Here is an 18,340-nt window from a genome sequence, read left to right as displayed (position 1 = left end):
GGTTAGACGCTCACTCGCTGCGCTCGTTCGGTCTCCGCGACTACGGTTGGGGGCATGATCGATTGGAAGCTCGCGCTCTCGACCGCGACGATGCTGTCGAAGCCAGGCCCTGACGTGTCGGCGACCGAGGTCGCCGAGGCCGTTGCCGAGCTGCGCGATGGGGCGGCCAGGTCCGAGCAGCCGGTCCGCGAGTTCAGCGACCTGCACGCGACTTCTGCCACGGCACCGGTCCTCGTGGTCGACCGTCCGCGCTGGATCGAGGCCAACCTCGACACGTTCAAGCTGGTCATGGATCCGGTCATGACCAAGCTCGCCGAGTCCAACAAGATGCCGACCGGCCTCGGCCGAACCGTCGGCGAGAAGATCAGCGGTGCCGAGCTCGGGGCCCTCATGTCGTTCATGTCGACCAAGGTGCTGGGCCAGTTCGACCCGTTCTGGAGCGGCCCGAACGGCGAGGCCGGACGGCTCCTGCTCGTGGCCCCCAACATCGTGCAGGCAGAGCGTGAGCTCGGTGTCGATCCCCACGACTTCCGGCTCTGGGTGTGCCTCCACGAAGAGACGCATCGTGTGCAGTTCACCGCTGTCGACTGGATGCGCGACCATCTGCGCACCCTGCTTGATGAGTTCGTCGACGCCACGGACCTCGACGCGTCGGCGTTGTCGTCGCTCCTCACCGACGGTCTGGGCGAGGCGATCCGCATCGCCCGCGGCACGTCTGAGGCGTCCCTGGCCGAGCTGTTCCAGAACGACAAGCAGCGCGAGATCGTCGACCGCATGACCGGCATGATGTCGCTGCTGGAGGGCCATGCCGACGTCGTGATGGATGGTGTGGGCCCTGAGGTCATTCCGAGCGTGGCCGAGATCCGGCGCAAGTTCACCGAGCGGCGAAAGGGTGCCAGCGGTCTCGACCGGCTCCTGCGCCGGCTGCTGGGGCTCGACGCCAAGATGCGCCAATATCGCGACGGGGCTGAGTTCGTCCGCGAGGTCAACGATCGGGTCGGGCTCTCGGGTTTCAACGCGGTGTGGGCCGAGCCGGCCAATCTGCCCACGAAGTCCGAGATCCTCGACCCGCCGTCGTGGGTCGCCCGCGTGCACGGCTAGGGCATGGGCGGCGCACTGGATCCTGCGGTCGCGACGGGCCGCAACCTCGTACGCGCAGCGCTCCAGGACCTCGGACCCGGGAGCCGTCTGGTCGTCGGTGTCTCCGGTGGCGCGGACTCCCTCGCCCTCGCCGCGGTGACCGCCTTCGTGGCCGGCCGCGAGGCATACGACGTGTCTGCGGTCGTCGTGGACCATCAGCTGCAGGCCGGCTCTGCTGAGGTTGCCGCCCGGGCCGCGGACCAGCTCGCCACCCTCGGCGTCGAGGCGCAAGTCGTGCGCGTCGAGGTCGGCACGGACGGAGGGCCGGAGGCGGCGGCCCGCCGAGCCCGCTATCAGGCGCTCCAAGGCGCCCGCGCCGATGCCGTCCTGCTGGCCCACACGCTCGATGACCAGGCCGAGACGGTCCTGCTGGGTCTCGGCCGGGGCGCCGGCCCGCGCTCGCTCGCCGGTCTGTCTGCCGGTGACGGTGTGATGCGGCGCCCATTCCTTTCGCTCCGCAGAGCCCAGACGGAGCAGATCTGTCGAGCGCATCAGCTCACGTGGTGGGTCGACCCGCACAACTGCGACCCGGCCTTTCGGCGGGCCCGCATCCGGGCGGAGGCCATGCCGCTGCTCGAGGATGTGCTCGGTGGCGGGGTGGCCGAGGCCTTGGCGCGCACCGCCGACCAGGTGCGCGCCGACAGCGCACACCTCGACGAGATCGCCGCGGCCGTGAGCGAGCCTCTCGATGTGCCGACTTTGCTCGACCTGCCCCCCGCGGTCCGATCGCGGACTCTCCGCCGGACTGCCCTGGCCGCGGGCGTCGACGGCTCCGCGCTGACCTCGGCGCACCTGGGGGAGCTCGATCGCCTGGTCACCGGCTGGCACGGACAGGTCCGGATCGAGCTGCCCGGAGGCATCGCCTGCACCCGGGTGGGGGATTCGTTGTCCTACCTGCCGACCCCTGTGGGAAGGTGAACCCGTGGAGATGACGCATGTCGAAGACGACCTCGAGCTCGATCAGACCCTGTTCACCGAGGAGCAGATCGTTGCCCGGTTGAAGGAGATGGCGGCGCAGATCGAGGCGGACTACGAGGGCCAGGACGTCCTGCTGGTCGGCGTGCTCAAGGGCGCCGTGATGGTCATGGCCGACCTGGCCCGCAGCCTGGACCGCCACGTCGAGATGGACTGGATGGCGGTGTCGTCCTACGGGTCGGGCACCAAGTCGTCCGGCGTGGTCCGCATCCTCAAGGATCTGGACACCGATCTCAAGGACCGCCACGTCCTGATCGTCGAGGACATCATCGACACCGGACTCACGCTGTCCTGGCTCATCACCAACCTCCGCTCGCGCGGTCCGGCGTCGGTCGAGATCGCAACGCTGCTGCGCAAGCCCGATGCCCAGCAGATGGACGTCCCGGTCAAGTACGTCGGGTTCGACATCCCCAATGCATTCGTCGTCGGCTACGGCCTGGACTACAACGAGAAGTACCGCAATCTTCGGTGCATCGGCACGCTGTCACCCCACGTCTATTCCTAGGAACCGCAGGGCCTGGTTCGCTGCGGGCGAACGCTGACGGGGAACGTTGAGCGACCGGATGCACGTTCAACTGGTGGACGGCGCTCCGTGTACCGTCTGACTACCGACCAGCACTGAGGAGGAGTGGACCCGCTCCACGCCGTACATGAATTTCAAACGCCTCTTCAAGGGCCCCTGGCTCATTGTTGCCGTGATCGTGATCGCTGTGATCGCCATCTTGCAGTACTCCTCGAGCGCCGACGGCTACAAGACCGTCAAGACCGCCACGATGGTCAGCTATCTGGAGGACGCCAAGGTCAAGGAGGTCACCTTCATCGAGGGTGACCAGCAGATCCAGGCGACCCTCGACGACGGCAAGAAGGTCAAGGCCAAGTGGCTCGGTGACCAGGGATCGGCACTGGTCGAGAAGGCCCAGACGGCGTACGAGGCCAAGAAGCTCAAGGTCTACGACGTCGAGGTTCCCAAAGCCGGCCTGTTGAGCACGTTCGTCGGCGCGATCCTGCCGCTGCTGCTGTTCGTCGGCATCTTCTTGTTCATCATGAGCCGCATGCAAGGTGGCGGCAGCGGCGTCATGAAGTTCGCCAAGTCCAAGGCCAAGCTCATGACCAAGGACACCCCCAAGACGACGTTCTCCGACGTTGCGGGATGTGATGAGGCGATCGAGGAGCTAGGCGAGATCAAGGAGTTCCTGCAGGAGCCGGCCAAGTTCCAGGCCGTCGGCGCCAAGATCCCCAAGGGCGTCCTGCTGTATGGCCCTCCCGGCACCGGCAAGACCCTGCTCGCCCGCGCTGTCGCAGGTGAGGCCGGCGTCCCGTTCTACTCGATCTCGGGCTCGGACTTCGTCGAGATGTTCGTCGGTGTCGGCGCGAGCCGCGTGCGCGACCTGTTCGAGCAGGCCAAGGAAAATGCTCCGGCCATCGTCTTCATCGATGAGATCGACGCCGTCGGGCGCCACCGCGGCACCGGCATGGGCGGCGGCCACGACGAGCGTGAGCAGACCCTCAACCAGCTCCTCGTCGAGATGGACGGCTTCGACGTACGCGGTGGGGTCATCCTGATCGCAGCCACCAACCGGCCCGATGTGCTCGACCCGGCACTCCTTCGCCCCGGCCGCTTCGACCGGCAGATCGGCGTCGAGGCACCCGACCTCGCCGGCCGTACGCAGATCCTCAAGGTCCACTCACGCGGCAAGCCCCTCGCCCCCGGTGTGGATCTGGGCGCCATCGGCCGGCGTACGCCCGGCTTCAGCGGCGCCGACCTGGCCAATGTGCTCAACGAGGCCGCGCTGCTCACGGCCCGCAACGGCGCCAAGACGATCGACAACGCCGCGCTCGACGAGGCGATCGACCGGGTCATCTCCGGCCCGCAGAAGCGCAGCCGGCTGATGAATGAGAACGAGCGGCGCATCACGGCGTATCACGAGGGCGGCCATGCGCTCGTGGCCGCGGCGCTCCCGCAGAGCGACCCGGTGCACAAGATCACGATCCTCCCGCGTGGCCGAGCTCTCGGCTACACCATGGTGCTGCCGGATGAGGACAAGTACTCCCAGACCCGGGCCGAGCTGCTCGACAAGCTCGCCTACATGATGGGTGGCCGGGCGGCCGAGGAGCTCGTCTTCCACGACCCGACCACGGGCGCCGGCAACGACATCGAGAAGGCCACCGGCCTGGCCCGCGCGATGGTGACGCAGTACGGCATGACCGAGCGCCTCGGCGCCGTCCGGCTCGGCGAGAACGAAGGTCAGCCGTTCCTGGGTCGCGACATCGGCCACGCCCGCAACTACTCCGAGGCCGTCGCCGCGGTGGTTGACGAGGAGATCAACAAGCTGATCTCCTTCGCCCATCAGGAGGCGTTCGACATCTTGACGGAGAACCGCGACATCCTCGACGCGCTCGTCACCGAGCTGCTCGAGAAGGAGACCCTCGACAAGGCCCAGGTCGCCGAGATCTTCGTGCCGCTGCGTCGTCGTGACGTACGTCCCGCGTGGACCGGGTCGGACACTCGCGTCCCGTCGACGCTGCCGCCGGTCGACACGATCGCCGGCCAGTCCTACAGCGGCCAGAACGGCACCAACGGCACGCCGATCGTGATCGGCCCCGGCGCCGGAGTCGACGCCCCGCCGCCGGCCGGCCCTGACGTCCACGGCAGCCCGGACCTGCCGTGACGGTGGACCGTCCACGCGCGGAGGCGGCGATTCGCGAGCTGCTGCTGGCGATCGGCGAGGATCCGGACCGCGACGGCCTCAGGGACACGCCTGCGCGGGTCGCCAAGTCCTACGAAGAGCTGCTGGCGGGCATGGACCAGAACCCCGACGAGGTCCTCACCGCGGTGTTCGAGGTCGGGCACGACGAGCTCGTGCTGGTCAAGGACATCGAGATGTGGTCGATGTGCGAGCACCACCTCGTCCCGTTCTTCGGTGTCGCCCATGTCGGATACATCCCGACAGACGGAGGGCGGGTCACCGGATTGTCCAAGCTCGCCCGCGTCGTCGACGTGTTTGCCCGCCGCCCGCAGGTCCAGGAGCGGCTCACGACTCAGATCGCCGACGCCCTCATCGAGCACCTCAACCCGCGGGGCGTCATAGTCGTGATCGAGGCCGAGCACCTCTGCATGACGATGCGGGGAGTTCGCAAGGGCGGGGCCAAGACCGTGACCAGCGCCGTGCGCGGACAGCTGCGTGATCCGGCGACCCGAGCCGAGGCCATGGGCCTCATCACGGCACGCTAGGTCGCTGTGCTGCCTGGGCTGCCCGAGGGCCGATGCCTCGTGATGGGCGTCGTGAACGTCACTCCTGACTCGTTCTCCGACGGGGGTCGATGGCTCGATGCCCCCGATGCGATCCAGCACGGTGTCGACCTGGTCGCGCAGGGTGCCGATCTGGTCGACATCGGCGGCGAGTCGACCCGGCCAGGCGCGACGCGCATCGACGGCGACGAGGAGCTGCGCCGGGTCATCCCGGTCATCCGTGGCCTGGTCGCCGAGGGGATCACGGTCTCGGTCGACACGATGCGTGCCTCGACGGCTCGCCAGGCGATCGACGCAGGCGCACTGCTCGTCAACGACGTGTCCGGCGGTCGGTCCGACCCGGACATGATGGCGATCGCCGCGCGGGCCGGCACACCGATCGTCCTGATGCACTGGCGAGAGCACTCCGCGGCGATGCAGAACCACACGCACTACGACGACCTCGTCGAGGACATCACCCGGGAGCTGACGGTGCAGGTCGATGCGGCCGTAGGTGCCGGCGTCGATCCCGGGCAGATCATCCTCGACCCAGGCCTGGGGTTCTCCAAGACCGGCGAGCAGAACTGGACGGTCCTCGCGCACCTCGAGACATTCGTGGGGCTGGGACATCGGCTCCTGGTCGCGGCGTCGCGCAAGCGCTTCCTCGGTGAGCTGCTGGCCGGCACGTCGCCCGACGGGGAGGAGCAGCTGCGGCCCCCTGACCGGCGCGAGGATGCGACGGCGGCGATCACGACGATCGCGGCAGCGGCGGGCGCCTGGTGCGTACGCGTGCACGAGCCCTCGGCCTCGGCGGACGCCGTCCGCGTCGTCGCGCGGCTGGAACGTGAGCTGACTCCACAGGTCTGGAAGGAGGCCGAGTGAGCGACTACTTGACGACTCATCGGGCGTTCTACGACGCTGTCGAGACCGGCGACGTCGACCTCATGGCCTCCCTGTGGGTCGATGATCCCGAGACGTCGTGTGTCCACCCCGGCGCACTCCCGCTGCGGGGCACGGCGCAGGTCCTGCGGTCGTGGACCGTGCTGATGGCCAATGTCGGCTACATCCAGTTCTTCCTCACCGACGTCGAGGTGACGGCGTTCCCGCGTGGTGACGCCGAGCCGACGACGGTGGCCGTGAGCTGCACCGAGAACATCTTGTCCGGCGATGGGGGATCCGTCGACGCGTTCACGGGTGGCAAGGCGGTGTGCACCAGTATCTTGGTCAAGCAACCGGGGGGTTGGAAGTTCTGGTCACGCCACGCCTCCCCGATCGCCGAGCTGCACATCGAGGACGAGGACACGGCATGACATTCCCGGACGGGCTCGACCGTATCGACCTGCGGGGCATCTCGGCTCGCGGCTTCCATGGGGTCTTCGCCGAGGAGCGGCAGAACGGACAGACGTTCACCGCCGACGTCAGTCTGGGGCTGGATCTGGGTCCTGCGGCGCGTGATCACGATCTGTCCAAGACCGTGCACTACGGCGTGCTCGCGCAGCAGGTACACGATGCGATCGTCGGCGACCCGGTCGACCTGATTGAGACGCTCGCGCTTCGTGTGGTGGACTTGTGCCTGGCCGAAGAGTCGGTCCAATGGGTTAGCGTGACGGTGCACAAGCCGGAAGCGCCCATCGAGGTGACGTTCGAAGATGTCGCCGTCACGATAGAGCGGAGCAAACTGTGACCGAAGCGCCCACACCGTACGTCCTGGACGCCGACACGATGACCGGCGGGATGCGGCCCATCCGTCAGGCCGTCCTGTCGCTCGGGTCCAACTTGGGCGATCGGCACGGAAAGCTTCAGGGTGGCGTATCCACGTTGGAGGACACCCCGGAGGTCACGGTCGTCGCGATCTCCTCGGTCTACGAGACCGACCCCGTCGACGCCCCTGATGGCTCGGGCAAGTTCCTCAATGCCGTGGTGCTGATCGACACGACGCTCACGGTGCACACGCTGCTCGACCGCGCTCTGGCGATCGAGGATGCATTCGGTCGTGAGCGTAATGAGCCCGGAGCGCCCCGCACACTCGACGTCGACCTGATCGTGGTCGGACCCCGGGTCGCTGACGACGAGTCGCTCAAGCTGCCGCATCCTCGCGCGCACGAGCGCGGCTTCGTCCTGGTGCCATGGCTCGAGATCGACCCCGAGGGCGAGATCCCGGGCAAGGGCTTCGTCGCCGACCTGCTCGAGGGAGTCGATACCTCGGGCGTGCACAAGCGCGAGGACCTCGAGATCATTCTGTGATCTCGTCTCACGCATGAATCGGGTCCGGCCCACATCTGCGGTGCTGATCGCTGCGTTGATCGGGTCGGGACTTGTCGCAGGCCGGCTCCTGCCTCCACTGATCGTGCGGCTGGACGGCACAGTGCCGCGGCTCACCTGGGCAGCGCCGCTCACGCTGGCGTTCGCCGCAGCGGTGGTGGGCGCCTTCGCCTGGAGCACGTGGAAGAGCCTCCACAAGGAGCACGAACGGATGACGGCCGACCACGGCATCAAGATGCTCTCGCTGGCCAAGTCGTGTGCGGTCGTCGGGGCGCTCGTGGCGGGTGTCTACGGCGGTTTCGCCCTGGCCTTCATCGATGCGCTCGACTCCCCGCTTGGCACGGAGCGGGTCACCCGCGCTGGCGCCGCTGCGATCGCCAGCCTCCTGCTGCTGATCGCGGCACTGCTGCTTGAGAGAGCCTGCCGCGTGCCCGGCGACGACGACGAGGGCACGGACGGCAAGGCGGCCAAGGGTCGTCCCGACCCGACGCCTGCGTGACCCCCGCCTCAGCGGGAGTCTGACAGGAGGGTCTGGCGCAGGGTGCCGAGGCCGACACTGCCGACCGCGAGTGCCCGGCGGTGGAACTCCTTGAGATCGGGGCCGTTCGCTTCGACATACTCATCTCTCAGCTGCTCCCACATGCGTTGCCCGACCTTGTAGGACGGTGCCTGACCAGGCCAACCCAGATAGCGATTGACCTCGAAGCGTACGAACGGTTCGTTCATGTTGACGTGCTGGGCCATGAACCCGAAGGCGTCATCGCCAGTCCACGTGCCGCTGCCGTCAGGCTTCGGCTTGCCCAGGTGGACGCCGATGTCGACCACGACCCGGGCGGCCCGCATGCGCTGCCCGTCGAGCATCCCCAGCCGGTCGGCCGGGTCGTCGAGATAGCCGAGATCGGACATCAGCCGCTCGGCGTAGAGCGCCCAGCCCTCACCGTGGCCAGAGTTCCAGTTCATCCGGCGCCACGAGTTGAGCTCGGCGCTGTTGTGGATGGCGAGCCCGCACTGGAGGTGGTGGCCCGGCACCCCCTCGTGATAGACCGTCGTCAGCTCGCGCCACGTGTCGAACTCGGTGATCCCCTCGGGCACGCTCCACCACATGCGGCCAGCGCGCTCGAAGTCCTCGCTGGGCGGGGTGTAGTAGATGCCGCCCTCCTGCGTCGGCGCGATCATGCACTCGAGCCGCCGCATCGGCTCGGGGATGTCGAAATGCGTACGCCCGAGGTCCGCCACGGCACGATCGCTCGTCTCCTGCATCCAGGCCCGCAGGGCTTCGGTGCCGTGGAGCTTGTGCGCCGGATCTGTGTCGAGCTTCTCGATGGCTTGCGCCACGGTGGCGCCGGGCAGGATGCGGTCGGCGATCGCCTCCTGCTCCGCGACCATGCGGGCCAGCTCCTCCAGACCCCATTCGTAGGTCTCGTCGAGGTCGATCTCGGCACCGACGAAGTAGCGCGATGCGATGGCATAGTGCTCGCGCCCGACGCCGTCGGGCTCCGGTGCCTGGGGCGCGAGCTCGCGCTCCAGGAAGTCCGCCATGGTCGCGTATGCCTCACTGGCCGCTCTCGCCCCTGCCTCGAGGTCACGCTTGAGCGAGTCCGGCACGTCTGCACTCGCGGCGAAGGTCCTGAAGAAGTTGTCGGGCCCGGTCAGCTTGCGCGCCTGGTCGGCGACCTCGCGCACCTGGCGGATCGCGGGCATGTTGCCGGCGGCGATCCCGATCCGCAGGGAGTCGAGGTAGCCCGTCATCGCGCCGGGCACATTCTGCATGCGGGTGGCGATATGGGCCCAGTGCTCCGGGGTGTCGGTGGACATCAGGTCGAAGACGTCGCGCAGGTCCTGCCCGGGGGAGGCGATGACGTTGAGGTCGCGCTGCCAGAAGCCGGCCTCGACCCGCTCGATGTCGAGCCCGAGTGTCCGGATCAGCTCGGCCTGCGTGATCGCGTCGACCGCGTCGACCGGGTCGGTCGCTCGTACGCGCGCCAGCATCGCCCGAGTTGCATCGGCTGCCGCAGCAACGCCGTCAGGTGACCGGTCCGCATAGTCGGACTCACGGCCCTCGCGGCCGAGGTGGATGCGCAGCTCGGGCTCGAGGTCGAGCATGATGTCGAGCCATTCTTCGGCGAGGGTGTCGAGGTCGGTCGGGGTGCGGGGTGTCTGCGCGGCCATCCTCCGACCCTAGCCACAGGTGGTGGGACTGGGTGCTCGGCTGCTCCCGCATCGGCCCGTCGCGCGTCTCTGTGTGGGCTGTCGCGAGTGATCGACGCACGAGGCGTCCTCAAGGCGAAGCTGATCGCTACTTGTCGATGTCGCCCACGACGAAGAACATCGAACCGAGGATCGCGACGAGGTCGGCGACGACCGTGCCGCCGACGATCTCGGGCAGCACCGCCACATTGTTGAACGACGCCGATCGCAGCTTGAGCCGCCACGGCGTCTTCTCGCCGCGCGAGACGAGGTAGTAGCCGTTGAGCCCGAGCGGGTTCTCGGTCCACACGTATGTCGAACCCTCCGGCGCCTTGAGAATCTTGGGCAGCCGTACGTTCACGGGCCCGGGCGCCAGGTCGGAGAGCCGGGCCAGGCAGGCGTCGGCGAGGTCGAGCGACACCTTGGTCTGCTCGAGGAGGACCGCGAACCGCGCGTAACAGTCGCCGTCGGTCATGACCGGCACCCGGAGCACGTCCTGCAGCTCGCCGTAGGCCAGATAGGGCTCGTCCCGGCGCAGATCCAGGTCGAGGCCCGAGGCGCGCGCGATGGGCCCCGAGACACCGTAGGCATGCACGAGCTCGGGCGACAGCACCCCGATCCCGCGGGTGCGTGCCCGGAAGATCTCGTTGCCGAAGATCAGGTCCTCGAGCTCGGTCAGGCGAGCACGGACCGTCGCGATGGCGGCCGTGGCCCGACCCGTCCAGCCCGCAGGGATGTCCTCCTTGAGGCCACCGACCCGGTTGAACATGTAGTGCATCCGGCCGCCGGACACCTCTTCCATGACCTCCTGGATCGTCTCCCGCTCGCGGAACGCATAGAAGATCGGCGTGATCGCGCCCAGCTCGAGGGGGTAGGAGCCGAGGAACATCAGATGGTTGAGCACCCGGTTGAGCTCGGCGAGGAGCGTACGGATCCAGGTCGCTCGCTCGGGGACCTCCATGCCGAGCATGTCCTCGACCGCGAGGACGACGCCGAGCTCGGAGGAGAACGCACTGAGCCAGTCGTGTCGGTTGGCAAGCACGATGATCTGGCGGTAGTCGCGCACCTCGAAGAGCTTCTCGACGCCACGGTGCATGTAGCCGATGATCGGCTCGCACGCCATGACCCGCTCGCCGTCGAGCGTCAGCCGCAGGCGCAGCACGCCGTGCGTGGCCGGGTGCTGCGGCCCGATGTTGAGCACCATGTCGGTCGTGGCGAAGCCGGTCCCGACGCTGGCGGTCACCTCGGTCATGAGCGCCTGAACGTCCGCCGGAGCCGCCGGATCAGCCGACGTGCGATGCCGCGGGGCGAGTTGCGCTCGATCCGCTCCAGACGGGCGCGCAGCTCGTCGATCTGCCGTTTCTGCGTCGCCAGCTTCTCGTTTGTCTGTCGCTTCTGCGTCGCCAGCAACTCGCTGGTCTGTCGCTTCTGCGTGGCGATCTTCTCGTCAGTCGCGCGCTGGACGCGGGCGTGCCGGCTGCCGGCGCCCCTCCACGCCGGGTGCGGGAACGGCCGCTCATATGCCTGGGGATGGCGGGTGATGTCCAGAACCATCCCGTCGAGCAGCCACTTCAGCCGAGCGGCGATCTCGTGGCCGTCGGATGCGATGAGGGGATGGACCGGCGGCGGGAACCTGGCGGCCTCGAGCAGCTGGTCGAATTCGCCGGTGCCGTTGCCCTCTCCCCAGATGTGCGCGAGCCCGTTGCGCTCCAGGAATGCGGTGTAGCGGTCGAAGCCCTCCGGCAGCGCTGCATTGAACTGCGACATGTCGGTCGACTCATAGAGGTCCTCGGCCTTGAGCTCGGCGTCGAACTCTGGCATCAGCGTGTAGGGCATCTGGTGATACTCGGCGAGCTCGAGCGTGCGTGAGTCGTGCGCCAGCAGGAGCGCCGGCGTACGCCCGAGGAGCGCCGCGACGTTGCCGTGGAAACGGGTGCCGTAGGCGAAGTCCTGCGTCGCGAGGAAGTCGTACCAGGTCCAGGTATCGAGGAAGAGCCGGATGCGGTCGGCCTGGTAGAGCGGATGCTCGAGGTGGACCGGCACGAGCGGATCGTGGACGTTCGGGAACGGCACGCCCCACAGCAGCATCCGGAGGTCGTGGGCGTCCTGGGCGACGTAGGTCAAGTTGGGGTGGCGCGCGGCCTGGGACGTGGCGAATGCGCCGATCCCGGCGACCTCGGGCGTGAGGTTGAGCGCGAGTGGGCTGTCGGTGGAGATCGAGTCGACCTTCTTGTCCACCGCGAAGTCTCGACCATGGAGGAACAACGAGGGGCAACCGATCACCGTGATGGAGTTCTCGGGGAAGCCCAGCTCCAGCAGGTAGGACCGGGTGAACTCGCCGCGCACGCCGATCGAGGCCGAACGATCGAGCACGAGACCGACGAAGCGCTTGACCGTTTCGGCGATCGGCTCGAGTGACTCGACGCCCTGCCCATGGGCCGCCTGGGCGCCGATCCCGGTCACCGTGACTGGAATCGTGAGGTCCTTGAGCAGCTCGCTGAGCCGGTCGAGGCGCGGCGCGAACTCGGGCCGGAACGCGTTGGCCATCGGCACGACGAAGTGGTCGAACTCCTCGTTGACGTGGGCTGCGTCATCTGGCGCGGGCGTCACCCGCTCTGACAGCGTGCCGTTGGAGACGAGCTCGGCACCGTCGACCGACAGGGCCTTCCAGACCGCGTGCTGGAAGAGGTAGTTGCCGCTGTTGCTGTTGAAGACGTCCTGCGTCAGCGTCGACTCCGCGACGACGGGGGTGAATGGATCCTTGCCCGATCGGATCAACAGCCGCGTCATGCCGATATCTCCGAGGAGAAGCCACGATACGGAGCTGTCGGCATGATGACTGCTTCATGACTCGCTCGCTGGCGCTCGCTCATGGGGCAAGTGTTCCATGACCCGTGGTGTCCGTGACCAGCCACCAGAAGTCGCCGAGTCCCCCACGGGCGATCAGCTCCCCGACCTCCCCGGCGGCGGCGAGCTTCTGCAGATAGCCCGCAGGATCGCTGCGGGCCAGATCGATCGGCGGACAGGACGCGTCGAGGCCGAGGGTGCTGAGCGCCTCGCGTTGCCGGAGCGTGTGTCCGCCGGTCACTGCGGCGACCGAGTCGATCGCGACGTGGGCGGTGACGTCGCGGCTCCCGTCCGGGATGACGTCGACCTCGCGGCCGGCGGCGTACGAACGCAGGGTTCCAAATGGCGGTCGGTCGGCGAGGGTGTGTCCGTAGTCGATCGCGACGGCGGTGCCACTGACCCGCGAGACGGCGCCGGACCAGGCGGCGTCGCGCGCGGCTCCGACCTCCGCTCGCTCACCGGGCTCGGCCACCGGCCACCAGTCCCGCAGCCAGGGCGAATCGTAGGGATCGCCGAGCGTCTCCTCGCCCGTCGCGGGATCGACGAGCACCTCACGGATGACTCCGTCGCCGGCCACCTCGACGATGTCGCACGGGATGTTGTCGAGCCATTCGTTGGCGATCAGCAAGCCGTCCACGTGGTCAGGCAGTGTGGAGAGCCAGCCGATCGAGGCGGGCAGGCCGGTCGGGCGGTCTGCGAGCTCGACGCCGACGAGCTCGACAGCGTCGCCGACCAGGGGGCGGAGGGCTGCCAACAGCTCGCCGCCACCAGCACCGAGATCTACGACCGTGGGCGCAGCCGAGCGCCGCACGAGCTCGGCCATCGCTCCCGCGAACTCCCCCACGTGGGCGCTGGTGCGAAAGTGCTCGGCCGGTCGGCTGCGCCGGAAGAATCCCCCGTCGGCATACAGCGCCTGCTCCCACGCGTCACGCCAGGGGAGCGGCCGCTTCGTCATGCGTCCAACCGTAGAGCCGATCCCACGTGATCCCCGACCGTGTGACTCATGGCATACCGCCAGCCCTGTCGCCGTGACCTCGTGAAGGTAGACTGGGCTCGTCAGTTTGTCTGGTACCCGCTTGCGGGACTGGAACGAAAGGCACCACATGTTGCGTCACACCATCGGCGTGGTCGGAGCCGGCAGGGTCGGTGCGGTTCTCGCATCCCGTCTGCGCTCGGCCGGCTATCCCCTCGCGGGGGTGAGCGGGCGGTCCACCGCCTCACAGCTCCGCATCCGTACCTTGCTGCCCGGCGCCGAGGTCCTCACGCCGACCGAGGTGACCGCGGCGAGCGACATCCTCGTGCTCGCGGTGCCCGACGACGACTTGATCGCGATCGCCGAGGAGCTCGCGGCGTCCGGAGCCATTCGCCGCGGCCAGTACGTCCTCCACACGAGCGGTCGTCATGGCCTCGACGCGCTCGCCTCGCTGACTCGACTCGGCGCTCGCCCGATCGCCTTCCACCCCGCCATGACCTTCACGGGCACACCGGTGGATCTCGTGCGCACACCGGTCTACGGCCTGACTGCCGGTCCCGCTGAGCGCCCGCTCGCCGAGGAGCTCGTGGCGGCCCTCGGCGGGACCCCGATGTGGGTTGCCGAGGCCGATCGCGCGCTCTATCACGCCGCGCTCGCACACGGCGCCAACCACCTCGTCACGCTGGTCGCCCAGTCGATGGACCTGCTCCGCACTGCCGGCTCGGCTGATCCGGCCGCCGTCCTGCGGCCGCTGCTGGGCGCTGCCCTCGACAATGTGCTCGCCTACGGAGACGCGGCCCTGACCGGTCCGGTGGTGCGGGGTGACGTGACCACGATCCGCGCACATGTCGACGCGCTGGCCGCTGCGGATGTCGATGACGCGACGGTCGACGCCTACCTCGAGCTCGCGCGGGCCACCGCTGGTCGCGCCGAGTCCGACGGCCGGTTGGCACCGGGACAGGCCGGCACGATCCGCCAGGTCCTCGACGAGGCCGACTGGGACACTCTCGCCGACATCGCCGCCGGGATCTGACCCATGGCCACGCCGACCATCGCGCGTACGCGCGCCGAGCTCGTCGCTGCCCGCGGCGGATCGTCCGTCTCGTTCGTCCCCACGATGGGTGCGTTGCACGACGGGCACGTCCAGCTGCTCAAGCACGCTCGACCCCTCGGCGAGACCCTGGTCGCCTCAATCTTCGTCAACCCCACCCAGTTCGCGCCGGGTGAGGACTTCGAGGCCTACCCTCGTACGTTCGACCCCGACCTCGAGCGTTGCGCAGAGGCGGGCGTCGATGTGGTCTTCGCGCCGACCGTCCCGACGATGTACCCGACCGGGCTCGACGCCACCGTCACGGTCGACCCGGGACCGCTCGGCTCGATCCTCGAGGGAGCCGTCCGGCCGACCCACTTCCGCGGCGTCCTGACGGTCGTCGCGAAGCTGTTCGGCCTCGTACGCCCTGACGTCGCGGTGTTCGGGGAGAAGGACTATCAACAGCTGACGCTGATCCGGCACACGGCGAGCGAGCTGGCCCAAGGGATCGACATCGTCGGCTGCCCGACCGTGCGTGAGGCCGATGGCCTGGCGATGAGCTCGCGCAACCGCTTTCTGTCCGCTGCGGAGCGACAGCAGGCGGCCGCCATCTCGGCCGCCCTCCGTGCGGGCGTCGCTGCGGGGCCCGCCGGGTCGTCGGCCGTACTCGCGGCGGCCGGGGCCGTGCTCGACGCCGCAGACATCACGCCGGACTACCTCGTCCTCACCGACCCCGACCTCGGCGCGGCGACACCCGGCACCGAGGCCCGCCTGCTCGTGGCGGCCAGGGTCGGCACGCCGCGCCTCCTCGACAACACCGCCCTCAGACTAGGAGCTTGACGATGATCCGCACCATGATGAAGTCCAAGATCCACCGCGCGACAGTGACCCAGGCCGATCTGCACTATGTGGGTTCCGTGACCGTGGATCAGGACCTGCTCGACGCTGCCGACCTGCTGCCTGGCGAGCTCGTCCACATCGTCGACATCGACAACGGCGCGCGCCTCGAGACCTACACGATCGCCGGCGAGCGCGGCAGTGGCGTCATCGGCATCAACGGTGCCGCTGCCCACCTCGTCCACCCGGGTGACCTGGTGATCCTGATCGCGTATGCGCAGATGGGCGATCAGGAGGCTCGCGAGTTCGACCCGAGCGTCGTGTTCGTCGACGCCGACAACCGGGTCATCAATCTGGGCAGCGACCCGGCCGAGGCGCCGCCCGGCTCGGGGCTCGTGCGCGGCGACATCATCGACAACCCGCTTGTGGCGAGCCGGTGATCTCGTGACCCTGCTCTGCCTCGACGTCAGCAACAGTCATACGACGATCGGTGCCTTCGACGACGACGAGCTGATCGCGAACTGGCTGGTGTCCTCGGACGAGCGGCGCACGGCCGATGAGTGGCAGATGCTCGTCACGGGCCTCGTGGCGCAGGCCGGCATCGCGCGGGTCGAGGCGGTCAGCCTGTGCTGCACCGTCCCGGCGGTCCTGGTCGAGCTGCGGGCGATGCAGGAGCGCTACTGGGCCGATCTCCCGGTCTCGATCGTCGGGCCGGGCGTCAAGACCGGAGTGCCGATCCACACCGACAACCCGCGAGAGGTCGGCGCCGACCGCATTGTCAACGCGCTTGCTGCCGCCGAGCTCTACGGTGGGCCGGCGATCGTGGTCGACCTCAACGGCACGGCCACGATCTTCGACGTCGTCGATGAGGCCAATCGTTACATCGGCGGCGCCATCGCTCCGGGCGTCGAGCTCTCGCTCGAGGCCCTTGCCCGCCGTGGCGCGCAGCTGCGGAGCGTCGAGATCGCCCTGCCCCGCGACGTCGTGGGCAAGAACACCGTCGAGGCGCTGCAGTCCGGACTCGTCTATGGCTTCGCCGGTCTCGTTGACGGTCTGGTCACCCGCATCATCGAATCTCTCGGCGCCGACCCTGATCACGTCACGGTCATCGCCACGGGGTCGTACCCCGACGCCGTCGTCGACAACTGCGCCACGATCACGACGCGGGACCCCCTGCTCACGCTCACCGGCCTGCGGCTGATCCACGAGAAGAATCACCTCTGAGCCGGGACGAGAGAATCTGGATAGGTCCGGCCATGAGCGGGCAAACCTAGATTCTCCGGTCCCATCGCACGCACTAGGCTTGACCCTTGTGAGCAACGCGACCAGTACCCCGGCCCCCGAGGACGACCTCCCCGAGCAGATGCGGGTGCGGCTGGAGAAGCGGCAGCAGCTCCTCGATCGCGGCGTGGAGCCCTATCCCGTCGTCGTCGAGCGCACCCACACGCTCAAGCAGATCACCTCGACCTACGATGCCGAGGCGCTGGGAGCGGACACGCTGACCGGCGACGTCGTGTCGGTCACCGGGCGGGTCATCTTCCTGCGCAACACCGGCAAGCTGTGTTTCGTACGCCTGCGCGAGGGCGATGGCACCGAGCTGCAGGCGATGCTGTCGCTCGATGGCGTGGGCCAGGAGCGGCTGGCGGAGTTCAAGGCGCTCGTCGACATCGGCGACCATCTCGCTGTTACGGGCGAGGTCATCACGAGCCGCCGCGGTGAGCTCTCGGTGCAGGCGACGTCGTGGCAGATCGCCGCCAAGACCGTCAGGCCATTGCCCAACGAGCACAATCCGTTGTCCGACGAGGCCCGCAGCCGTATGCGCTATGTCGACCTGATCGTGCGGGCCGAGGCGCGCGACAACCTACGCGTGAAGGCCAAGATCCTGCACTCCCTGCGCTCGACGCTCGACTCGCGGGAGTTCATCGAGGTCGACACTCCGGTGCTGCAGCACACCAACGGCGGCGCCGCGGCCCGGCCTTTCAAGACGCACACCAATGCCTTCGACGAGGACATGCTGCTGCGCATCGCGATCGAGCTCGACCTCAAGCGGGCGCTCGTCGGCGGGGTCGACCGGGTCTATGAGATCGGCAAGACGTTCCGCAACGAGGGCGTCGACAACACCCACAACCCCGAATTCATGATGCTCGAGGCATATGAGGCCTATGGGTCGTACGACACCATGGCCGAGCTCACGCGCGCCCTCGTTGTCGACGCGGCACGGGCGATCGGCAAGACCGTCGTGCCTGGTCGAGACGGCACGCAGATCGACCTCGAGGCCGAGTGGCGTCACGCGACGGTGCACGAGCTGGTGTCCGACGCGACCGGCACCGCCGTCGACGACGACACCTCGGTCGGGACCCTCCGGGACCTGGCCGCGAAGCACGACGTCGACCTCAAGGAGCACTGGGTCGCCGGCGACATCGTGCTCGAGCTCTACGAGAAGCTCGTCGAGCACACGCTGATCCAGCCGACGTTCGTCCGGGACTACCCCGTGGCCGTACGTCCACTGGCCAAGGCCCACCGCACCAAGCCCGGACTCGTCGAGGCGTGGGACCTGATCATCAACGGGGTCGAGCTCGCCCCGGCATACTCCGAGCTCAACGATCCGGTCATCCAGCGCGAGCGGCTCGAGGAGCAGTCGCGGCTCGCCGCGGCAGGCGACCCCGAGGCGATGGACGTCGACGAGGACTTCCTCCGCGCGCTCGAGTTCGGCATGCCGCCGGCAGGTGGCATGGGACTCGGCGTCGACCGCCTCGTCATGCTGCTGCAGGGCATCGGCATCCGCGAAGCCATCCTGTTCCCCTTGTCTCGCTCCGAGTGACGGTTTACCACGGTCCCTAGGCAAGCGTCGTCCGCCCGC

The 18,340-nt window shown here is 68.4% G+C and carries 19 protein-coding genes; 15 read left to right on the top strand and 4 right to left on the bottom strand.

Features of this window, described 5'->3' with window-relative positions; all coding sequences use genetic code 11:
• The first annotated feature begins 54 nt into the window (after positions 1-54).
• From WKF39_RS07580 to WKF39_RS07535, 10 genes are all read left to right on the top strand, one after another.
• Positions 55-1,101, top strand: a complete 1,047-nt coding sequence (locus WKF39_RS07580) for a zinc-dependent metalloprotease (RefSeq protein WP_340386963.1) — start codon at positions 55-57, stop codon at positions 1,099-1,101.
• A gap of 3 nt (positions 1,102-1,104) precedes the next feature.
• Positions 1,105-2,058: a tRNA lysidine(34) synthetase TilS gene (tilS, locus tag WKF39_RS07575; protein WP_340386961.1), complete on the top strand. Its 954-nt coding sequence runs from the start codon at positions 1,105-1,107 to the stop codon at positions 2,056-2,058.
• A 10-nt stretch (positions 2,059-2,068) separates the two neighbouring features.
• Entirely contained in the window at positions 2,069-2,620 is a 552-nt protein-coding gene (hpt, locus tag WKF39_RS07570; RefSeq protein WP_340386980.1) for a hypoxanthine phosphoribosyltransferase, read from the top strand.
• Between the two features lie 145 nt (positions 2,621-2,765).
• Positions 2,766-4,784, top strand: a complete 2,019-nt coding sequence (gene ftsH / locus WKF39_RS07565; protein ID WP_340386959.1) for an ATP-dependent zinc metalloprotease FtsH — start codon at positions 2,766-2,768, stop codon at positions 4,782-4,784.
• A complete protein-coding gene (folE, locus tag WKF39_RS07560) occupies positions 4,781-5,347 on the top strand; it encodes a GTP cyclohydrolase I FolE (RefSeq protein ID WP_340386957.1) in 567 nt (188 codons plus the stop codon). The genes ftsH and folE overlap by 4 nt, the downstream gene beginning before the upstream one ends.
• Before the next feature lie 42 nt (positions 5,348-5,389).
• Positions 5,390-6,226 carry a dihydropteroate synthase gene (folP, locus tag WKF39_RS07555; RefSeq protein WP_340386978.1) on the top strand — a complete coding sequence of 279 codons (837 nt, stop codon included), beginning with the start codon at positions 5,390-5,392 and terminating at the stop codon, positions 6,224-6,226.
• Complete coding sequence (locus WKF39_RS07550) at positions 6,223-6,654, top strand: nuclear transport factor 2 family protein (protein WP_340386955.1); 432 nt, start codon at positions 6,223-6,225, stop codon at positions 6,652-6,654. Before folP ends, WKF39_RS07550 begins: the two co-directional genes overlap by 4 nt.
• A complete protein-coding gene (folB, locus tag WKF39_RS07545; RefSeq protein WP_340386953.1) occupies positions 6,651-7,028 on the top strand; it encodes a dihydroneopterin aldolase in 378 nt (125 codons plus the stop codon). The genes WKF39_RS07550 and folB overlap by 4 nt, the downstream gene beginning before the upstream one ends.
• Entirely contained in the window at positions 7,025-7,588 is a 564-nt protein-coding gene (folK, locus tag WKF39_RS07540) for a 2-amino-4-hydroxy-6-hydroxymethyldihydropteridine diphosphokinase (RefSeq protein ID WP_340386951.1), read from the top strand. Before folB ends, folK begins: the two co-directional genes overlap by 4 nt.
• A 13-nt stretch (positions 7,589-7,601) precedes the next feature.
• Complete coding sequence (locus WKF39_RS07535; RefSeq protein ID WP_340386949.1) at positions 7,602-8,105, top strand: DUF3180 domain-containing protein; 504 nt, start codon at positions 7,602-7,604, stop codon at positions 8,103-8,105.
• An 8-nt stretch (positions 8,106-8,113) separates the two neighbouring features.
• On the opposite strand, the gene WKF39_RS07530 is transcribed toward WKF39_RS07535, so the two are convergent.
• From WKF39_RS07530 to WKF39_RS07515, 4 genes are all read right to left on the bottom strand, one after another.
• On the bottom strand, positions 8,114-9,775 hold the full coding sequence (locus tag WKF39_RS07530) for a DUF885 domain-containing protein (RefSeq protein ID WP_340386948.1): 1,662 nt from the start codon (positions 9,773-9,775) through the stop codon (positions 8,114-8,116).
• Between the two features lie 127 nt (positions 9,776-9,902).
• Positions 9,903-11,045, bottom strand: a complete 1,143-nt coding sequence (locus WKF39_RS07525; RefSeq protein WP_340386946.1) for an NADH-quinone oxidoreductase subunit D — start codon at positions 11,043-11,045, stop codon at positions 9,903-9,905.
• Complete coding sequence (locus tag WKF39_RS07520; RefSeq protein WP_340386944.1) at positions 11,042-12,583, bottom strand: polysaccharide pyruvyl transferase family protein; 1,542 nt, start codon at positions 12,581-12,583, stop codon at positions 11,042-11,044. Before WKF39_RS07520 ends, WKF39_RS07525 begins: the two co-directional genes overlap by 4 nt.
• Before the next feature lie 79 nt (positions 12,584-12,662).
• Complete coding sequence (locus tag WKF39_RS07515) at positions 12,663-13,595, bottom strand: SAM-dependent methyltransferase (protein ID WP_340386943.1); 933 nt, start codon at positions 13,593-13,595, stop codon at positions 12,663-12,665.
• 148 nt (positions 13,596-13,743) lie between these two features.
• Here WKF39_RS07515 and WKF39_RS07510 point away from each other — a divergent pair, with 148 nt between their 5' ends.
• The 5 genes from WKF39_RS07510 to lysS all read left to right on the top strand — a co-directional run bounded on the left by WKF39_RS07510 (position 13,744) and on the right by lysS (position 18,301).
• On the top strand, positions 13,744-14,646 hold the full coding sequence (locus WKF39_RS07510) for a Rossmann-like and DUF2520 domain-containing protein (protein WP_340386940.1): 903 nt from the start codon (positions 13,744-13,746) through the stop codon (positions 14,644-14,646).
• A 3-nt stretch (positions 14,647-14,649) separates the two neighbouring features.
• On the top strand, positions 14,650-15,483 hold the full coding sequence (gene panC, locus WKF39_RS07505; protein WP_340386939.1) for a pantoate--beta-alanine ligase: 834 nt from the start codon (positions 14,650-14,652) through the stop codon (positions 15,481-15,483).
• 2 nt (positions 15,484-15,485) lie between these two features.
• Positions 15,486-15,920, top strand: a complete 435-nt coding sequence (panD, locus tag WKF39_RS07500; RefSeq protein ID WP_340386937.1) for an aspartate 1-decarboxylase — start codon at positions 15,486-15,488, stop codon at positions 15,918-15,920.
• A 4-nt stretch (positions 15,921-15,924) separates the two neighbouring features.
• On the top strand, positions 15,925-16,704 hold the full coding sequence (locus tag WKF39_RS07495) for a type III pantothenate kinase (protein ID WP_340386936.1): 780 nt from the start codon (positions 15,925-15,927) through the stop codon (positions 16,702-16,704).
• 139 nt (positions 16,705-16,843) lie between these two features.
• Positions 16,844-18,301: a lysine--tRNA ligase gene (gene lysS, locus WKF39_RS07490; protein ID WP_340386976.1), complete on the top strand. Its 1,458-nt coding sequence runs from the start codon at positions 16,844-16,846 to the stop codon at positions 18,299-18,301.
• Positions 18,302-18,340: the final 39 nt, after the last annotated feature.

It is taken from the genome of Aeromicrobium sp., assembly GCF_037719875.1.
Taxonomy (GTDB): Bacteria; Actinomycetota; Actinomycetes; order Propionibacteriales; family Nocardioidaceae; genus Aeromicrobium.
Note: the sequence above shows the minus strand (reverse complement) of the source record. Positions and strands in the feature narration are given on the sequence as shown.